Here is a 20,576-nt window from a genome sequence, read left to right on the forward strand (position 1 = left end):
CTTTTGGGCTTTGGCCTTTGGGTTTCTGCACTCTGGCCTTGGCTCTGCTCCGCTCTACTCAGATCAAAACCTGCTCCACGTGCTTTCAAAGTGCCCTCACCCCAACCCCTCTCCCGTGAACGGGAGAGGGGCTTTCAAAGCCTAGCTCCCCTTACATGGCTACCGGGCCTGCGACCAACCAAATGACCAGCACCCGCCAGGAACAACGCGTCTTGCAACTCTCCATCGCAGCGACCGTACTGGTCGCTGCGATCGGCTTCTTTGGCGGCATGCTCGCGCGCTCGCAGGCGATCCTGTTTGACGGCATCTACAGCCTGGTGGATGTGGCACTGACGCTGGTAGCGCTGTCGGTACTGCGACTGATGGCCCGCGAACAGAGCCCGCGCTTCCAATACGGGTTCTGGCATCTGGAGCCCATGGTCGAAGCCCTTGGCGGTGCCATTCTCAGCCTTGCCTGCATCTACGCGCTGGCCAACGCGGTAATCGGCTTCAGCGACGGCGGCCACGAAACACGACTCGGCCCGGGCCTGCTCTGGGCCGGTTTGTTGGCGGTGGTGGACTTGGCCATGGCGGTGTGGATCGGCCGGCACGCACGGCGACTGCAATCCGGCCTGCTACGCCTGGACGCACGCGCATGGCTGCTTACCGGGTTGATGAGCCTTGCCGTGGTGCTGTCCTTCGTCATCGCACTGGCACTGCGCGGTGGCGCCCACGAACACTGGATTCCCTACCTGGACCCGTTGGTCCTCGCCTGTATCGCCTTGGCGACGCTACCGGTGCCGCTGCTGGGAGCATGGAAAGCCGCGCGCGAAGTCCTACAGGTAGCACCAAGCGAACTTGATCAACTCGTGCAACAGGTGATGCAGGCGTTCGTCGCCAAGCACCAGTTCGAAGGCTTCACCAGCCACGTCGCCAAAATTGGCCGCATGCAGTTTGTCGAGATCCACATCCTCACCCAACCCGATACCCAGCTCGGCAGCATCGGTGATGTTGATCGCCTGCGCGATGAGATTGCCGCACAGCTGGATGCTCGCTCAGGGCGCTTCTGGCTGACCATCGACTTCACTTCCGACCCGGCCTGGACATGAGCACCCCAACACCCAAGAAGATGGGCCTGACCATGGCCACCATGCTGGTTGCCGGCAACATGATCGGCACCGGCGTGTTCCTGCTGCCCGCCAATCTGGCCACGGTTGGCAGCATCTCCTCGATTGGCTGGTTGATCGCCACTGCCGGTGCCATCGCCTTGGGGTTGGTGTTTGCTCGCCTGTCGCAGCTCGACCCGCAACCCGGCGGCCCATATGCATACGCGCGCGATGCGTTCGGCAACTACATCGGCTTCGTCAGCAACTATGCCTATTGGTTCGGCAACTGGATCGGCAATGTCGCCATCGCCCTGGTGGTCACCGGCTACCTGAGCCATCTTTGGCCGTGGTTGCAGGATGTCTATCCGCGGCTGGGCTTCACCTTGGCAGTGATCTGGCTGCTGAGTCTGGCCAACGCACGCGGTGCGCGCTGGATCGGAGCGTTGGAGACCGGCACCCTGCTGCTGGCATTGATCCCGATACTGGGCATCGCCATCTTCGGTTGGTGGTGGTTCGACCCGGCATTGTTCAGTGCCGGCTGGAACGTCAGCGGCATGGAAGACAGTGCAGCCATTTCGCGCAGCGCCTCCATCGCGTTGTGGGCGTTCATGGGTGTAGAGAGCGCGGCGGTGTCGGCAGATGTGATCGACAACCCCAAACGCAACATCCCGCTCGCAACCCTGTTCGGACTGGCGTTGGCGGCCGTCATCTACATCAGCTGCTCGCTGGTGATCATGGGCATGGTACCGATGGCGCAGCTGCGCGATTCCTCGGCACCGTTTGCCGATGTCGCGCAATTGATGATCGGCCCATGGGGCGTATTGGTGATCGCACTATGCGCGATCCTCAAATCAGCCGGCGCGCTGGGCGGTTGGATGCTGCTTGTCGGTCAGTCTGCCAAGGCAGCCGCCGAAGACGGACTGTTCCCGCGCGTATTCTGCAAGCTCAACAAGCACGGCATGCCCGGCACTGGCTTGATGATCGTGGCGGTGCTGATGAGCGTACTGCTTCTGGTCACATCATCGCCCACCCTCGCACGCCAGTTCGACCAGCTCACCAATATCGCCGTACTGCTGACCATCATTCCCTACCTGTTCTCGGCTGGCGCATTGATCTGCACCACCCTGGAGCGCGGCGAGCAGGGCTGGATGCGAGCCGCCTGCCTGTTCACCGCTGCCGCAGCGGTCGCTTACTGCCTATATGCTCTGCTCGGCGCAGATGCAGAGTTGCTCGCCTACGCAACGGTGGCGGTCCTTTTCAGCGCGGCCCTGTATCCATTCTTCCGCCAGCGCATGCTGGAGACAGCAAAGGCCAGCAGAAGCAATCAGGGATAACCCACGCCAATTGCGCTTTAGGCTGTTCCGAACAAGCCTCTACTGATATCGCAACCAACCCACGGGCACACGTCGAAAAGAAGACAAATCGGTGGCTCACCGTGGGCAACAATCTCAATCATTCCTGTTGGATTGCGAGCGGATGAGGTTGGTGTCTGACGTAAACGACGCCACAGGCCAATGCAGTTTCCAGCGATATCATTGTGTACAGCGGCGACTCCTGAACTGTTCCGCCAAGCACCTATAAAACCGCTTCTTTTCCGTTGAAACAATCAGTCATCGCTCCCTTCAATGGCGCAAATCAATGACGCCAGCGCAGCAAGCATCAGCACTACCGCTCGTGTTGGTAGCGCAATGCACTCACTCGACCACAGCCACTCTCGATAAGAATCAAGCAACTACCGCACATCAGTGCGACTGTAACCTGCGATTGAAATGTTCCAATTCGCGCAACTCGCGCAACTGCCGTTGACAAAGACCTCGCCTTTTAAACATCTTCGCTCCCGCAGATCGTGATAGCCACCGATCAACGTGCGTGGAGCCAACCAAGTAATGGAACGTAACGCGGTATCGCAATGCCGATTGCCAACTCCGATGCCTCCTGCAGCGTTGGAGTTGACGGAACCACCGTTCCGCACAGGAACTTCCCATGCCCACGACGCGCATGAGCTCACCGCCGCTGACCGCGATCACCCGTTGATCGCGATTGCTGGCGCAATGTCGACCATCCAGAAAGTTGCCACCAATGGGTTCCCACGCGCCGCTCTTCCATTCGCTGCAGCCAGCCCGTTGCACGCTGTGACTTTTGCGACATCGGCGAAAACAGCCACAGTACCAATCACCTGAAGTAACTCTTCATCGCCCCCCGCTTGGCAGCGCCCTCGGCACTACCAGCACCGCTGCCACCTGAGCGCTGGCCCAAGCCCAGATACGCGTAGCCCTTTTTTCAAAACCTTGCCATGAACCCGTCCTGCACTCCCCGCGCAGGACAGCATGCGGGTGGGCGGCGCCATGGGCAACACAACGGTTCGCGGAAGCGCGTACTGCCGTACGCGTATCCAGCAAAAACGTTCAAACGCTGTACCGCAATACATGGATCGCCGTAAACAACGCCGGCCTTGCCGGTCCCCCCAGCACCATCTTCGGAGAGAAGCGCATGAAGAAATCGCCCCCACACACATATCTGCACACACAAGCCAAGATCCGTTGCAGTCGCCTGTCGTTGGCTTTGCTTTCAGCATTGGCCGTTGCACAACCTGCGCTGGCCCAGGACCCGGCAGGCAAGGCAGGGCAAACGACCAAGGACCTCGATGCGGTCATGGTCAGGTCCACACACCAGGTAAAGCCGCTACAGCGCACACCGATCTCCATCAGCGTGGTCACTGCCGAGCAGCTGGACCGCACCAACATGAGCAGCCTGTCCGACCTGCAGTACCTCGCACCTGGGGTTTCCTTCTCTGCTTCGGCTGGTACCGCCAATGGGGGCGGTTTCCAGGTCCGTGGCATAGGCACCCAAGCCTTTAGTGTTGCCTCGGAGCAGACGGTTGGCACCGTGGTTGATGACGTCGTCATCAGCATACCCCGTGATCCTGGCGTGGCCGGATTCAACGATATCGAGCACATCGAAGTACTACGCGGCCCTCAGGGAACGCTGTTCGGAAAGAACGCATCGGCTGGCGTTGTCAACATCAGCACGCGCAGCCCTGAGATTGGAAGCAATAGTTCTTCCCTGTCACTGTCATTGGGCGAACGCAACGAGCATGTGGCGCGCTTCTCCAGCAACCTCGGCGTCGGCGACCGCTCCGCCTTACGCCTGTCTGCCTATTACAACGAGCAGGACGGCGCGGTTACAAACCCGCTACGCGACTGGAACATCGGTGACCGTACCGGCAGGGGCGTGCGCGGAAAATGGCTGTGGTCGCCGACCGAGAACCTTGATCTGCTGCTGACCGCAGATCGCCAGACACTGTTCAACCGCACGGTGGCCATACCGTACTCGCTGGGTAACGATACCGGCTTCAATGAGGTGCTTGCCGGCTTTGGCAACGTGGGCGGCGACAACTTCCACAGCTATGCCGACGCCGACGCAGGGGCATTTCAGGGAGTTACCGGTTTTTCTGGCAAGGCCGACCTCAAACTCGCCAATGGTGCCCAGCTAACCTCGATCACGGCCTATCGCGGTGCACGCATCCATCAGATGCAGGACATGGACCAGACGCCGGCCGATTTCCTGAACTACAACCTGACGACCATCCGCTCCCATCAGATCAGCCAGGAGTTCCGCCTTGCCGACAATGTATTCGATGATCGGCTCAGCTATGTACTGGGCGCCTACTATGTAAACGTGGCCAGCACCTACGAGTACTTTGCCTACGGCGCCTTCAACTTCGATATCCCTCCGCCAGACTACTACCTCTCTCTGAACGGACCAAAACAACATGTCGACGCGGATACCAAGAGCCACGCCTTCTATGCCAACGCAAGCTACCAGCTGAACGATCAATGGTCCGCCAGTGCGGGCCTACGCTACACCCATGACAAGGTGATCGCAGGCATGACACCTATCGAGGTTCCATTCGTCGATGGAAAGCCGGTTAGTCCCTTGAACACGGTCGTCCGCTCCCAAGCCCAGATCAGCAGGGACAACGTCTCCGGAAAGGTCGCTGTGCAGTTCCAGCAAACACCAACTCTGATGTGGTACGCCAACGCGGGAACGGGCTACAAGGGGCCGACGATAGACCCCACCAACACTGGCTCCGCGCGCATTCAACCGGAAAAATCTACTGCTTACGAGCTCGGCGTGAAGTCGCAGTTCTTCGATCGCAGCCTGACCATGAACGCCAGCCTGTACCGGTCCGATTTCAAGGGATTCCAGGCACAGGTGTATGTGCCGGAGACCAATGGCTTCGCGATGGCCAATGCAGGCAAGATGCGCACCCAGGGTATGGAGTTGGAAATCAACTGGCGCCCCACCGCTGATTTCACGGTCGTCGCCAATGGCGCCATCACGGATGCAAAGTTCCTGGACTACTTCAGCCTATGCAGTACGGACAACGACGCAAAGTGCCAGCTGGTAGACGGAGTCCTGCAGGGCGATATGTCCGGCTTCAACCCGACGTTCGTCTCCAAGTACAGCTATTCACTCAATGGCATCTACTACCGTTCCCTTGGCAATGGCCTGGCCGTGAATACAAGTGCCGGCTGGAGCTACAAGAGCTCCTTCTACAACTCCGTTGCCCAATCGAGCACAAAGACAGATGGCTACGGCCTAGCCAATCTTTCCGCCGGCATCGGCGCTGAAGATGGGCGCTGGAACGTAACCCTGTACGCGCGAAACCTGCTCGATGAGCACTACCCCAGTTTTGTTGCGTACTCTTTCCTCAACAATGGTGGATTGATGCAATATCTGTCGCCCGACAGCTTCCGCACCGTAGGTGTGACGCTGAATCTGAATTTCTAACCTGACACCCGCACGCTCCGGGATCGCAACGCAGGCGCCACTCCTCTCATTGACGGCGGTTTCGTCATCAATGCGCCTTGGTTGCACTCGGCCACAACTGAAAGTTGACTGTTCCTGTCTCACTCAGGCTGCAGGCTGGCCTCGCGTCAACACCGGCGCCATGGCTGGCAACGTGTGTGCACGTGCTCGCGCATACCAACCCGCGCGCCCACGCCGCACTGGATGCTCACCGGGTCGCCATACGGAACCAGCCGTTCAGCCAGACCGGCCATCGACGCAAACACCAGTTTCGTCCAATCACGGCACAGCGCCTACAATGGTCCTCTTTGCGGCAGCCCCCTGCCCAACCGACCAAGTGGACCCCGCGTGACCGAGAAGAAGCCCGAACACACCCCGTTGATGAAGCATCATTAGAGCTTGTTCATTTTTCCGGCGAAAATCCTGGCGGCATCCAAAAAAATGGTTCATTGCGTCTTACCGGAAAGGCAGCCTTGATTTTGAGGAAGAATGTAGTCTGAGTCCGTGTAAGCCGTAGGCCATGCGCTTGATGACCTTGATGCGGTTGTTCATGCCTTCAAGCACGCTGGTATTGATGCGATACAGGGCACTGGCGAGATTTCCTGCCAGGTAAGGGGCCAGGCGTTTGGCGAAGCTGATCAACGCGGGCAACTGGCTTTCCACGGCAAGGGTGTACCAGCCGTTCTAGCACGCTTGGCCTCTGCCTCGGCAGGTGCGCACCAGAGGTCTTTGAGGCTGGGCTTTGAACAGGTAAACCGTGGTCAGTGGGGCATTGGCTGCCAGCAATTCGTCTAGCTCTATCGCCTGCTCAGGGGCCAGGTTCTGACGGTTGCGTAGTAGCAGCCAGCGGCTACGCTTGATGACAGTGCGAGCGGCGTAGCTTGCCCTGAGGGCGTTTGCCTGGTCCAACGACGCCACCCGACGACAGGCATCGACAAGATGCGTCACTTCCGGGATGACTAACCCCGCACATGCCGAAAGAGGTGATGCCCCACCACAAACCGGCATCTAATCAGGATCACGCGACGCACCCTGTCGCAACCCTCCGCACAATGAACACCGATGGATCGACACGGGGCACGGATACCCCAACTACCCACCCACGAAAAGAATTCCATGTTCAAGTTAATTGGTGCAACTGTGGTTTACGGCTTCACCCTGTATGGACAGGGACGTTGGCTGGCGGAACAGCAGCACGTTGGCGCCGATGACTGATGCTCGGCTGCCGCCATCCTGGGCCAGCTGGTGCCGGCCATGCTGCAGCTGATGCTGCAGGATAGGGCACCGGCGCTCGATGAGGTGGCTTACCCGATGTTGCCGGGGTAACCGGCGCCCATCGCACAAAGGTGGCGCCGGCAGATGAACATAAGACCTGAATGGAAACCCACGCGCATCAACACTATCGGTTGGCTGCTGCATTCACCTGGTCCGCAATCTCGGCACGCAGCGCAGCCGGCTCCAGGACTTCAACCCAGCTGCCGAAGCCCAGAAGCCACCAACGCAGCGTCTGGTCATCCTCAACCGTCGCTGTGAGCTCGACGTCGGCTCCGCCCTCGTCACTGGCAATCTGCTGGTCAGTCGACAACGGCGTATCCCGTGGATGTGCAGCGGGCTCGGCGGCAAAGCGGGCCTTGAGCTTCAACGGGCCGGCGGGCCGGTACTTGGGGCCCTCGTGCTCCACATAATCCCGCAGATTGAATCCCACCGGCCGCTGGCAGTCTTCCGCCAGAACCGATAGGTCGCTGAGGCGATGCAACGCAAGCTTGCGGATATCACAGTAGTCGCGAAGGGTACAGATCAGATACTGCGCCGCACCGCGCATGACCAGGCCAAGCGGATGAATCCTCATCCGCTTGGCCTCGCCTGCCGCCCGCGACTGGTACCAACCTTCCAAGCATCGCCCCAACCCTAGCGCAGAGTGGACGGCTTCCAGCACCGCCGGTTCAACCAGCGGCGCGATCAACCGCATGATCGCCGTGCGCCGGTGTCAGTCGTGCCAACCGGTCGTAGCCAGCTCGCGCTCTGCCATGTCGAACAGCGGCCAGAGATCTGCCATGGCCAGCCTGGGCAGCAGGTTGCGGAGGTGCATGCGTGCCGGCAGCAGGGTAACCGCCCGCGAGGTCGTAAGGCGTGCACCAAAGGCGAAGTTGGCACCACGCGCCCAGCTCCATCCCTAGGGCCGGCTTGATTCGTCCGATGCCAACGAAAAGCGTTCGGAGAGCTCCTTAAGATCGCACTCGATGGTGCGGCTGGTGGTGGTGAACCCCTCCACCGCCAACCGCTCCCTCAGCTCCCTCAGCTCCCTCAGCTCCCTCAGCTCCCTCAGCTCCCGCACCATAATCTTCCACGGTGCGAGCCGGATCATCCGTAGCATCTCCCAATGCCGCGCTAGCGCGTCATGGGTGGCAGTGCTCATCCCGCACGCAACCGTTTGTATTCGCCCTTCAGCACGTCGGCCTTCTGGTGCCAACGGTCAAAGCGCACCTTCTGCATCGACATGTCCTGCAACGCAGCCTTCAACGCAGCCAGCATGTCCCGCAGCTCGCCCAGATCCGGGAAGTAGGTGCGGACGAACTGGCTTTCGCTGCCAACACCATCCAGCTCGTCGTTCAACGACTTGCGCTGGCTTTCCAGCGTTGCCACGAATTCCTCCACGCCCGCCTTAAACTTCTTTTCCTTCTCGATCTTCTGGTAGGAGTCCCACACTTCCATCGCGATGCCAAGGCCCGCAAGCGCGCCATTCACGCCGCCGGCCAGCTTGTGCGCGCCCCACGGTGCGAACTTCAGGTTCTTGCCCAAGTCGAGGCCGACCATCTTGCCCGCCGATACAACGCCGTCGCGCATCATCAGGATGGACTTGTTGTTCACCAACTTGGCGTCCAGCAGGTACTTGACGCCCTGCTGCCCCATGGACGACACCACTGTATTGAAGTGATTGATCTCGTCCACGAAGCTGCTCTGCACGGCCTCCAAGTTGAGCTTGGCAGTGCGAAGCGACTTGGCGTACTCCTCCTGTAGACGCATGCGGATGATGATGCCTTCCGCCCCGACTTCGCGTTCGAAGAAGGTCGGCCAGGTCTGCATGTCCGCGCCTCGCGCCTGCAGAATCAGATCGGCGAAGTACTGCCCGAGGAAGCGGCGGATCTGGCCCTCCGCATCCCCCGCCTGCTGCGTGGCGAGACTTACCTGCCCGGACAGGTCCTCGACAGTCTCGGCCATGCGCTCCACTTCCGCATTGATCAGGACCCCGCGCTCGACGGCGATCGGGAGGTGCTTGTTCAGCACATCCGCAATGATGGCGGTACGCGTGTCGGCCACTAGGCGTTCGGTGCCACCACTGGACTGGATCCGGTCCACGGTTGCCTGCTGCAGCGAGGAGATGCGCGAGAGCTTACGGTGCTCCTCCTGGTTAGCCAGCCAGTAGTCGATGCCCTGGTCATAGGGATTAGCCGAGACGGCCACGATGCTCAGCGCTTCAGCCTCTGCCGGCGATAGGCCGATCAGTTCCGCCAGGCGCTGGCGCACCGCGCTCCGCTTTACTTCCAGCAGGCGCTGGTACTCACCTTCTTCCTCGAGGTCGGCCACAGCGTCGAAACGGCTGAGCACGAACACCGTCCTGGACAGCAGCGCTAGGTCGCGGAACAGCCAGGTCAATTCAGCCTTGTGGCTCTCCTTGATCGGGTTGGTCGGATCCATCACATACAGGACAAGATTGGCTTCGCTGACATACTTGCGCGTGAGTTCCTTGTAGGTCTCACCGTCAATCTCGCGCTCACCGAACAGCCCGGGCGTGTCCACCAGCAGCAGATCGTCGCCCACCGGGTACTCCAGCACGTGGTCGGTCGACTCCGCCTGCGAGATGTTCATTCCCTCACGGTCCAGACGGTTCATCCACGCCGCGGCAATGGACGTCTTGCCTTCCGAGAACCCGCCCACTAGCGCAACCTTCAACCGTTCGCCGGTCACCGTGCCAATGGCGGATTCAAGCTTGTGCTCGAATGCATCATCCATCGTCACGCCGAAGTCGGCGCCGGCCTTCAGGAACTCAAGCAGTTCCCGCAGCATCCCTGCAGCGCGTTCCTGCTGGGTTTTGAATCGTTCAAGCGTCGTATCCATGGTGATGCCCCTCATGCCAATGTGATTTCGATCCGGGCGCTCAGCGCGTCCAGTCGTGTGGTGGAAAGCCGCAGCACGGCAGCCTTCGCCTTGGTATCTTTCTGCGGAAGCCCCAAGCGTTTCTTTGCCTCGGTGCATGCCGTGTCGAGCGCTTCCATGACCGCGCGTTCGCTGTTCTCCAGGTCGTCCTTCAGCGAAGCCCGGGCTTTCTCGAGGTTCTCGTCCACCGCCTTGCGCTGCTGAGCCTTCTTGAAGTCTTCGTCCACCAAGCCCCACAGCGCCTTGGCGAGGCTGATCACCAGGCCCACGGCGCTGAAGGTGATGATCACCCAGCCTCCCGGACCGGCAATGAGAAGCGCTGCCGCACCGATGGCTGTGGTCACCAACCCGACGATATTGACGCCATTGTCGATTTTTAGATCGAGCGAGAAGCTAGCTGCCGGTGCATCGCGCATCTTCCCGCTGGCAAGCTCACCGAGATCCTTCAAGTGCTTCTGGAAGCGTTCGGTGGTCTTGGTGATCGAGTCCTGGAACGCTACCAGCGACTTACGCGACGCTTCACCCAGATGTTCCTGGAGAACAGCCGCGTGGCGGCTCATGCTCGTCTGCAGACAATCCTTCAGGGCATCGTTGGAATTTCCATCGTTGATCAGCCCATACACTTCGCTGCGCACGCTCGTCTCGAACGTCCGCAGTGCTTCAGACGCGTCGTTGCGGAGGCTTGAACGCAGGCGGGTCGCAGCCATGTCCACTTGGCGCTGCGCAGCCTTGGTCTCGGTGACTACCTTGCGGGCATGTATTTCCAAGCTGGTAGCGTGACGATCCAGCTCTTCCACCACGGTGCGCAACGACTGGTATGCCTTGAACACGTTGGCCTGGCGGATCTTGCGTGGTGCATCCACCGCCATGCTGGCAAGGTGACTTGCCATTGAGGCAAAGCCCGTCTTGTCCAGTAGTTCGCCAGGCTCGAACTCGGCAAGGAATTTCGCCCGGGCTCCGCGACGGTCCTGCGCATCGTCAGCCAGTGCCTCCGCCGGCGGCAGACGGTCTGCAAGTGCCAGAAAGGCCGGATAAGCACTGACTGGCAGCACGCCCTTGTAGTTGCCCGCCAGCGCCTCGCGCAGACCCTTGTCCAGATCGGCGATGCCATCGGCATCACTGGCAAACAGGCCCGCTGCCTTGCGCAGCGGCATGGCGGCGGTCACGCGCTTATTGAACACCGCCCAGACCTCGGTCTGCGGCCCCAAGTGGCGTTTGATCTTTTCCAGCGTGCCGTCTTCCTTGTCGCCGTGCTGTGGGCGTGCGGCCTTGCCAGTGACATAGAACACTGCGTGCGCAGTCTGCACCGCACGGTCGATGTGCGCTTTTACGCCGGCTTCGCCGCCTTCGATGCCCGGCACGTCCAGCAACACGGTCGGGGCACCGCCGTTGTCGAAGACATAGCGCTGCGTTTCGCGGGTGAAGTCTGGGCGACCGTCACCGATGATCGCGCCGTCAGCGTGTTCCAACAGCAGCGGCAGCGAGCGCAGGCGACGGCCGAGCTCATCCTCGGCACTGGCCAGCGCCGCTTCCGCGGCCGCCCTCTCCTTTTCAAGCTGCTGACGTTCCTGCGCTTGGCGTGTACACATGTCATCTAGGCGCACCTGCAGGGCGACCGTCGCGGTGGCCAGAGGGTCGCGCTTGAACCTACCCAGCATTCGCTGCCACCACGTGCGGCTGGCCACCGCCAGCGCCAAGGCCTGCTTCTTCTCGTCCACCTCCCGCTCGAGCGCCTGCAGCTGGCTCTGTGCCTGGGCGTCCAGCTCCATGCCACGTTGCACTGCCGTGGCAGCCGATTCGCGGGCAAGAGTGATGGACCGGCGCGTCGCCTCGATCGAGTCCTCGTCCAGACTGTGCGATGCTATCAGTGCATCGTAGCGACGGCGCTGCTCACGTTTCCCCGCTTCGTCCAGATGAATCCGCAGCGACTCGATGATGGTGGACTTGCCCGCATTGGTTTCGCCGTAAAACGCAACGGTAAAATTCTTCCAGTCAGCGGAGGCGCGGAGCTCCTCCTGCTTGCCGGCCACACGGGCCTGCATCAAGCTGAGCGCCGCAAGGATCTCGCTCTGCACCAATTCATCGTCCGTATGAGCGGCCTGCGTGTCCAGCACGCGGATCACATCCCGCACACCGTCGGTCACATAGCTGTAGACCTGCTCCGGTGAACCGACATCAAGGTCGGCCACCCCCACATCCCCCACTTCACTGCCGCGCATAGTTCACCCGCGTTGCTGGCATGTTCCAATCACTCTGGCTGCTCATATTTCCCCCTGTTTTTTGTTCGCTGGCTGTACTCAGCCGGGTTGCGTCAAAAGCCCTTTGGGGCTTGTGCCTGAAAGATCATCCGCAGGACGTGCGCATTGCCGAAGCAACACTGGCAAGCGTGGCTTGCAGATGGCGGAGCGGGTGTTTATAGAGGGACTGCGCCAACGCAAGCACGGGCCGGTATTGCCGGCAGGCTGCAAGGCCTCACTGCGAGGGGCGGGAAGATGCCTCCAGCCCCAGGCCGGGCACTTGCAGATCCGTGGTAGTGGCGTGATTGGCACAACATCCTTGTCGTCTTCTCCTGCATCCTTGCATCGGTCATATTGCGCCATCTGCGTCACGGTTTGTTGCAACCGAAGCGGAGTATAGGCACAGACCACCCGGTGTAAAGAGGCCGCCTACGTACCCGACAGACGCCCCTCTTCTCCAACCCTCAGGGCAGTCGATGGAACAGCGCCAGCCATCCCGCCAATGCCGGAATCGCAACGGCCTGGAACACGGTGCGTCGAATGTAGATCATGCCGAACTGTCTCGGCATGGAAGATGGAATCCATACTCGCGAGCGATGCGACATCTGGTGTCGCGTCAGCTTTTTGACCCCATGTCTGCACCGTCAATGACCAGAAGACTAGCAACGAGGCAGTGCTCGATAATTTGCAAAGAATCAGACATTTGCCGGGCCACACTGCAAATCACTGCCCCAGAAGCGTAGGCTCAAGCCCTTAAAGTTCCTGCAACCGTGGCCGCCTAGCATCAGGTGCCACGATCACATCGGGTCGGAATGATTCTGCCCGCATACTCAAGAGACGGAAGCCTCAATGTCCCAGTTCTATACCCACGAGCATTTCAATCTTCTGCAATCACTTGGCGGCACCAAGCACGATCCTGCCAACCCCAGGCTGCAGCGCGGTTACCAGACGCTGCGCGACGCGTACAACGTGACGCTCGAATGGGCCAAACAGCTCCAACAGGCCATGTTCCCCTCTGGCCGACTCAGCATCCGCCGCCGCCCGACCACCCAAGGCAATACCTTCGCCACCTACAACTGGGCAAAGATCTATCCCGAGCCCGACTCCCCCTCCGCGCTGGCCTACACAGTCGGTCTGAACGGCCACGAGGGATTTGTCGTCAAGATCGATACGGTGATGCTGCACAATGGGCAGCCCGTACGGGATACCTATCTCGCACTGCGTGACTCGGGCAAGACCTCCCCATTCGTGGCCGTCCTGCCCATCGAGGAAGGCCTTGCCATGCCCCTGGAGGAGCTGACCGCATGGAGCATCCAGGCGATCGAGCAATTCGAGATGAGCTACGACGAGGTGGCCAAGCGCATCGGCCTTTCCTGCCATGTGGAAGCAGACGCAGTGCTGAAGCACTTTGACATCAGTGAGTCCTTCCGGAAACTACGCAGCGGCTGGTCGGCGCTGGAGACCGCACAGTTTTGCCGTCTTGCCCGCGTGGTCCACGAGGCCGACATGGACTGGTGGTTTGCGGGCAGCCGCAAACACCTGCGCTTTGGCCGTAAGAATCCCAACAGCAGCCGCGCTGTGGCTGTGGTCGGCGTGGTACGTGGCACCCGGGCGTGCCAGGTAACGTGGCGCCCAGAACTGGAGAGTATCGCTCGGTTCGTGAGGAAGCCCATCACCGAGCAGATGGTCGACGACATCGAAACGGCATTGAATGCGGACGAGGCGCTTCTTGATGATCTGGTCCGCACGGACGATGGACGGGGCGGCTTGTGGCCCGTCCAGGTCGGCGACGACCCAGATACGGCCGATGGTGCCGCTGAAACCGTTGTCAGCAACGGCGCTGATTCGCGCGCGAACGCCAGCAAAGCGGTTGCCATCGAGTTGGCCTTCAACCATATCTATTTCGGCCCTCCCGGAACCGGAAAGACCCATGGAATTGGCGCTCTGCTCGAGGAGTACTTCACTGCCGACGAAGAAGATGCCTCCTTCGCCGAAGGCCGGGCCGAGCGCTTCAGTTTCGTTACCTTCCACCAATCCTACGGTTACGAAGAGTTCGTGGAAGGACTGCGCCCGGTCATCGACGAAGACAATAAACAGGGCAACGTCCGTTACGAGATCCGGCCAGGCGTTTTCAAGCAGCTGTGCGAGCGGGCACGCCGCTTCCCCGACGAGATGTTCGCCATCGTCATTGACGAGATCAACAGAGGCAACATCAGCAAGATCTTCGGCGAGCTCATCACGCTGATCGAACTAGACAAGCGAAGCGGGAAGGACGGTTGCCATTCGGTGGTGCTGCCATATTCTCAGGAGATGTTCTCGGTTCCCGCCAACGTCAGCATCATCGGCACCATGAATACCGCCGACCGATCACTTGCGCTGCTGGACACGGCCCTGCGGCGCCGGTTCGAGTTCGAGGAAGTGTTACCGAACACCTCCGATGAAGGCGCGGCCCCACTGGCGGGCCTGCGGGTCAACACCCGCGAAACCTGCATCCATATTCCCAGGTTGCTGTCGGCCATCAACCAGCGCATTGAAGCGCTGTACGATCGCGACCATCTGATCGGCCACTCCTACTTCACCGGCCTACGCGATTACGAGGACGGCATCGGGCGCATTTCTGCACTGGGCAATATCTTTGACAAACAGATCCTGCCGCTGCTGGAAGAGTACTTCTTCGAGGACTGGCAGAAGATTCGCCTCGTCCTGGGCGACAACCAGAAACCGAAGGATCTACAGTTCGTGCAGGAGTCCAACGACGAGGGCGAATCACTGACACGACTCTTCGGAGCCGGATCCATCGGCGATTCCCACAGCATTCGTGCCCGCTACACCCGCAATGCACGGGCACTGCTTGATCCGGAAGCCTACGTTCGTGTCTACGCCTCGCTGCTGGGCCACGAATGAACGCGGCGGCTTCCCTAACGCTGCACGAGTACGATGTGCTCGTGCCCACGCCGTTGCTGGGCCCTGTGCCCAGCAACGTCCGCGTGGTGTCGCCCGAGTTGTACGGGTGGCTGGAAGCGCAGTCCACCGCGCTGATGGATGGCAAGCAGATGCCGTGGGTGCGCCGCAGCCGCCGCGGTGTACAGGTCACCAGCTACGTAGGCGTAGTGGCCGCGCCTGACGGAACCCTCATCGAGATCCTCCCCAAAGTCGGCAAAGCACTGGGAGCCGGCAAGGGGGAGGCGCGCGCCCTCCTATTGAAGATGCTGCGCTGCCAACCGCATATCTCACGCCTGCGGTTCAGCAGCGCGCAGCTTGCAGCCGACAGTATGCCAATGCTGGAGGTGTTCATCGGCGAGTTCCTGCGAGCGGTCGTGGTCGTCACGCGCGGCGGGCTGAGGAGCACATACCAGCCCCGCGAGGATGATCTGCCCACGCTGCGTGGAAAGCTACTGGTTGCGCAGCAGCTTCGGCGCAACCTGACACGCGCTGATCGCTTCCATACCGCGCACGACGAGTTCAGCGCAGACCGGCCCGAGAATCGATTGATTCATGCAGCGCTCCGAAAGGTGCTGGGTGTTTCGGACAATGCAGACCACCAACGATTGGCCCGCGAGCTTGCGTTTGCGTTCACTGACGTGCCTGTCAGCCAGGATCCGAAAAGGGATTTCCAACGTGTGCAGTTGGATCGCAACATGCGCACCTACCGTGACGCGCTGGACTGGGCGGGCATGGTCCTGAGGAACCTCTCGCCCACCTCGGCCATTGGCGACCAGCAGGCACCGTCGCTGTTGTTCCCCATGGAAAAGCTGTTTGAGGTCTATGTCGCACACCATCTGCAGAAGCAGCTGCCCGGCCCGTTCCGCCTACATGCCCAAGCAAGGCGCCACTACCTGGTGCGGCACGAAGGCGCGCACTGGTTCCAGTTGCGCCCGGATCTGGTGATCAGCCGCCAAGGTACCGACGTACTGGTCTTGGACACCAAGTGGAAGCTGCTGGATTCGACGGAGGATGGCTGGCCGCACAGGTACGCCCTCAGCCAGGGCGACTTCTATCAGCTCCATGCCTACGGCCGTAGCTATCTTGGCGACCAGGGAGCCGTTGTGCTGATCTACCCGCGTACCGACCAGTTCGATCAGCCGCTGCCCGTGTTCGACTTCCCATCCAGTGAAGGGCTGCAGTTGTGGGTGCTGCCGTTCTGCCTGGAAAGCAGCGAGCTGGTCCTACCCGACGGTTGGGTGTGGCCCGGGGTTGGTGGCACCTGAGAAGATTGCCAGCTTTAACGTGTGTAAGCCCCGTTCGTACTGTCGGGGCGTTCTGGATACAGGCACGCTGAGACCCGTGGTTCGTTCATTACGCTCGACTTGTATTGGCTGGAAACCCGCAATGGCACGATGGCAACGCACCCTGGCCCTGATCTTTGCCTTCGGCATACCTGTTTCCACCGTTACCGCGGATCCAGGTGTTTCCACCAACATAGCGATGGAAGCGGCCGACAGCCCCGGCAGGGCAGCGCTCCAGGCACCCTGGGCGTTGAATGACCCAGCCTCCGCATCCCGCCAGACGTCCTGTCCGGTTCACTCTCAGAGGTGGTGGTGAGGCCGACGTAGCGGGCAACGGGACGTGCTGTGCACCTCCATCGCCCTAAGCTCGTCGAAATCATGTACTTGATCATGTTCCACGATGCGACCTCCCTCAGGCTCCCACTACTCTCCCAAGTATCGGGATAGTCCTCGCACTGCGCCCTAGGTGTAGGACGACACGTTGCCGCTCACCAAGACAGGTTGCCGTCAACTACACGCAAGATCACCTCGAACTGAAGCGGATACTCAGTGCTGGCCGGAACATCCGCCATGGCCGAATGGGCTTGGAACCGGCTGTAAACAGCACCGATCGCAGAACGGAAATTCTGTCGTTGTGCGTTACGGCCGATCTGCCCCTCTACGTCCTTGCCTATGACCTGCCCAGAAGCCTTCAATCGCGCCAGTGCATCGCCAGTCGCCCCATAGAGCGCGTGACATCCCCAGCCATTGGCGATCGCTACAGACTTGGCCGTAGCTCAAACCCAACGCCTGGGCCACTTCCGCGGGCTTCCTGCCTGCCGCGCACAGGCGGCGCACCTGCTCCCGCCGCTCGTTGGCCCGCATCTGGGCCGCGGGTTGATAGAGAAGGCCGCGGCTGAGACAGAAGGCACTCACCGCTTGGCGGGACACCCCCAGCTGTTGGGCCAACGCCTGTTGGCTGGCGCCTCCAGCAAGCACGGCTTGAACCTGTTCGGCCGTGAGACCAGCCATTCCCTGCTTGGCACGGCGCTGCGACCCGACGAACCGAAAGCTCCATCACCTGTTGGTTGGGTCAGACTAAACTTGGTGACCTCGCGCCGTGTAGCGCGGCCCGTCGCAACATTTTTGGCATGATCGTCCGTGTCCTGATTGACGTCACAACGCGATCTTTGTCCAGCCAACGAGCCGCCGCAACACCATCGCAACAAAAAAAAATCCCGTTACTTGCCGTTTTCGGCGGTAACCCGCCCTCACTGACCGAGACCGGATGCCTTGCAAGCCATTGATTCAAAACAAAAGAACAGCCTCAACAAGGCCTCGCCCGAACACACCCCGTTGATGAAGCAGTTCTTCGCAGCCAAGTCCGAGTATCCGGACCTGCTGCTGTTCTTCCGGATGGGCGATTTCTACGAACTGTTCTATGACGATGCGCGCAAGGCCGCACGCCTGCTCGACATCACCCTGACCCAACGCGGCAGCTCCGGCGGCGCGCCGATCCCCATGGCCGGCGTGCCAGTACATGCCTTTGAAGGCTATCTGGCACGGTTGGTTGCGGTCGGCGAGTCGGTGGCGATCTGCGAGCAGATCGGCGACCCGGCACTGGCCAAGGGCCTGGTCGAGCGCAAGGTGGTGCGCGTGGTCACCCCCGGCACCGTCACCGACGAGGCCCTGCTGGACGAGCGCCGCGACACGCTGCTGATGGCGCTGTCGCGCAGCAAGGCCGGCTACGGTCTGGCTTGGGCCGATCTGGCCGGCGGCCGTTTCCTGGTCAACGAAGTCGACAGCGACGACGCACTTGAGGCCGAGCTGGCCCGGCTGGAACCCGCCGAGCTGCTGGTACCAGACGAGGAGAACTGGCCCGAATTCCTGCGCCATCGCAATGGCGTACGCCGCCGTGCGCCTTGGCTGTTCGACGCTGATAGCGGCCGCCGCCACCTGCTGAACTTCTTCAAGCTGCATGACCTCAGCGGCTTCGGCATTGACGACAAGCCGCGCGCCACCGGTGCCGCTGGCGCCCTGCTCGGCTATGTCGAGGAAACCCAGAAACAGCGCCTGCCGCACCTGACTTCCATCTCGATGGAGAACGCCGGCGAAGCGATCGCGATGAATGCCGCCACCCGCCGTCATCTGGAACTGGATACGCGTGTTGATGGCGACACCCGCAACACCTTGCTCGGTGTACTCGACAGCACCGTATCTCCGATGGGCGGGCGCCTGCTGCGACGCTGGTTGCACCGCCCGCTGCGCCTGCGCAATGTGCTGCAGCAGCGCCATCATGCAGTGGCGACGCTGATCGACCGCGGTACCGATGCCGACCTGCGCGACAGCTTCCGTGCGCTTGGCGACATCGAGCGCATCCTCACCCGTATGGCGCTGCGCTCGGCACGCCCGCGCGACTTCTCCACCCTGCGCGATGGCCTTGGTCTGCTGCCAGCAATCACCACCCAGCTGGAAACACTGGACTCACCACGCCTGCAGCAGCTGCGTGCCGAGCTTGGCTCGCACGATGAAAGCGCTCACCTGCTCGCCAGCGCTGTCGCCGAGCAGCCGCCGTTGAAGCTGTCCGACGGCGGCGTGATCGCAGAAGGCTACGACGCCGAGCTCGACGAACTGCGCCGCCTGTCCACTCACGCCGACCAATTCCTGATCGACCTGGAAGCACGCGAGCGTCAGTCCAGCGGCATTGCCACCTTGAAGGTCGGCTACAACCGCGTGCACGGCTATTACATCGAGATCAGCAAAGGCCAGTCCGACAAGGCGCCGGTGCATTACACCCGCCGCCAGACCCTGACCAATGCCGAGCGCTACATCACCGAGGAGTTGAAGAACTTCGAGGACAAGGTGCTGTCGGCGCGCGAGCGTTCGCTCAGCCGCGAGAAGCTGCTGTACGAAGGCCTGCTCGATATCGTTGGCCAGCATCTGGAACCGCTGAAGCGCTGCGCTGGCGCCTTGAGCGAGCTGGACGTGCTGGCGGCATTCGCCGAACGCGCGCAGGCGCTGGACTGGTCGCAGCCGGAACTGCAGGAAGAGGCCTGCCTGCGCATCGAGCGCGGCCGTCATCCGGTGGTCGAAGCGGTACGCGATACCCCGTTTGAGCCGAACGACCTGGACCTGCATCCGGACCGTCGCATGCTGGTCATCACCGGCCCGAACATGGGCGGTAAGTCCACCTATATGCGGCAGAACGCACTGATCGTGCTGCTCGCCCATATCGGCAGCTTCGTGCCGGCCAGCCGCGCGGTGATCGGCCCGATCGACCGCATCCTGACCCGCATCGGCGCCGGCGATGACTTGGCCAAGGGCCAATCTACCTTCATGGTGGAAATGGCCGAGACCAGCTACATCCTGCACCACGCTACCGAACACTCGGTGGTGTTGATGGACGAGATCGGCCGTGGCACCTCGACCTATGACGGTCTTGCCCTGGCCGATGCGGTTGCGCGCCATCTGGCCTACCAGAACCGCTGCTATACCTTGTTCGCCACGCATTACTTCGAGCTGACCGCACTGGCCGACGAAAGCCACGAAGGCGGTGCCAGCGGCATTGCCAACGTGCATCTGGATGCGGTGGAACACGGCGACACGCTGGTGTTCATGCACGCGGTGAAGGACGGCCCGGCCAACCGCAGCTTTGGTCTGCAGGTGGCGGCACTGGCTGGCCTGCCCAAGTCCACCGTCGCCCAAGCACGTCGTCGCCTGGCCGAGCTGGAACAGCGTGGCGGTGAAACCCAGAGCGCTGCGATGGCACCACAGGCATTGGATGCGCCACAGCAGTTTGGCTTGTTCGCTGCGCCGAGTTCGGCCGCCTTGGATGCGTTGCAGGCGATTGATCCGGATGAGCTGACCCCGAAACAGGCCTTGGAAGCCTTGTACCGGGTGAAGTCGTTGATCTGAGCGCAGCGCCCCTGCAGTGCCGAGCCATGCTCGGCATGAAGCCCCACCTGTAGTGGGGGGGGGGGGGGGGGGGGGGGGGGGGGGGGGGGGGGGGGGGGGCGCGGGGGGGGGGGGGGGCGCGGGGCGGGGGGGCGCCCGGGGGCGGGGCGGGGGGGGGGGGGGGGGGG

10 protein-coding genes and 1 pseudogene are annotated in these 20,576 nt (G+C 61.4%); 6 read left to right on the forward strand and 5 right to left on the reverse strand.

Features of this window, described 5'->3' with window-relative positions; genetic code table 11:
• Positions 1-182 precede the first annotated feature (182 nt).
• From ACVOLR_RS18235 to ACVOLR_RS18245, 3 genes are all read left to right on the forward strand, one after another.
• The gene (locus ACVOLR_RS18235) at positions 183-1,088 is read left to right on the forward strand and encodes a cation diffusion facilitator family transporter (RefSeq protein ID WP_481537690.1); all 906 of its coding nucleotides are present in this window, start codon (positions 183-185) and stop codon (positions 1,086-1,088) included.
• Positions 1,085-2,419 (forward strand): amino acid permease, encoded by a 1,335-nt coding sequence (locus tag ACVOLR_RS18240; protein WP_481537691.1) that lies wholly within the window; start codon positions 1,085-1,087, stop codon positions 2,417-2,419. The genes ACVOLR_RS18235 and ACVOLR_RS18240 overlap by 4 nt, the downstream gene beginning before the upstream one ends.
• A 1,156-nt stretch (positions 2,420-3,575) precedes the next feature.
• Positions 3,576-5,879: a TonB-dependent receptor gene (locus ACVOLR_RS18245; protein ID WP_481537692.1), complete on the forward strand. Its 2,304-nt coding sequence runs from the start codon at positions 3,576-3,578 to the stop codon at positions 5,877-5,879.
• A gap of 474 nt (positions 5,880-6,353) precedes the next feature.
• Here the strand turns inward: ACVOLR_RS18245 and ACVOLR_RS18250 are convergent.
• The 5 genes and pseudogenes from ACVOLR_RS18250 to ACVOLR_RS18270 all read right to left on the reverse strand — a co-directional run bounded on the left by ACVOLR_RS18250 (position 6,354) and on the right by ACVOLR_RS18270 (position 12,241).
• Positions 6,354-6,905: pseudogene (locus ACVOLR_RS18250) on the reverse strand (ISL3 family transposase).
• Positions 6,906-7,296: 391 nt separating this feature from the next.
• On the reverse strand, positions 7,297-7,866 hold the full coding sequence (locus tag ACVOLR_RS18255) for a WYL domain-containing protein (protein WP_481537693.1): 570 nt from the start codon (positions 7,864-7,866) through the stop codon (positions 7,297-7,299).
• Between the two features lie 204 nt (positions 7,867-8,070).
• Positions 8,071-8,262 carry a hypothetical protein gene (locus tag ACVOLR_RS18260; protein ID WP_481537694.1) on the reverse strand — a complete coding sequence of 64 codons (192 nt, stop codon included), beginning with the start codon at positions 8,260-8,262 and terminating at the stop codon, positions 8,071-8,073.
• 47 nt (positions 8,263-8,309) lie between these two features.
• Positions 8,310-10,013, reverse strand: coding sequence for a LeoA/HP0731 family dynamin-like GTPase (locus tag ACVOLR_RS18265; RefSeq protein WP_481537695.1), 1,704 nt, complete (start codon positions 10,011-10,013; stop codon positions 8,310-8,312).
• Between the two features lie 11 nt (positions 10,014-10,024).
• Positions 10,025-12,241 (reverse strand): GTPase family protein, encoded by a 2,217-nt coding sequence (locus ACVOLR_RS18270; protein ID WP_481537696.1) that lies wholly within the window; start codon positions 12,239-12,241, stop codon positions 10,025-10,027.
• 897 nt (positions 12,242-13,138) lie between these two features.
• On the opposite strand from ACVOLR_RS18270, the gene ACVOLR_RS18275 reads away from it, so the two are divergent.
• From ACVOLR_RS18275 to mutS, 3 genes are all read left to right on the forward strand, one after another.
• On the forward strand, positions 13,139-15,193 hold the full coding sequence (locus ACVOLR_RS18275) for an McrB family protein (protein ID WP_481537697.1): 2,055 nt from the start codon (positions 13,139-13,141) through the stop codon (positions 15,191-15,193).
• Positions 15,190-16,497 (forward strand): McrC family protein, encoded by a 1,308-nt coding sequence (locus tag ACVOLR_RS18280; RefSeq protein ID WP_481537698.1) that lies wholly within the window; start codon positions 15,190-15,192, stop codon positions 16,495-16,497. The genes ACVOLR_RS18275 and ACVOLR_RS18280 overlap by 4 nt, the downstream gene beginning before the upstream one ends.
• A gap of 1,356 nt (positions 16,498-17,853) precedes the next feature.
• Positions 17,854-20,409 (forward strand): DNA mismatch repair protein MutS, encoded by a 2,556-nt coding sequence (gene mutS / locus ACVOLR_RS18285; RefSeq protein ID WP_481537699.1) that lies wholly within the window; start codon positions 17,854-17,856, stop codon positions 20,407-20,409.
• The last annotated feature ends 167 nt before the right edge of the window (positions 20,410-20,576 follow it).

Source organism: Stenotrophomonas sp. STEN030 (assembly GCF_056759995.1).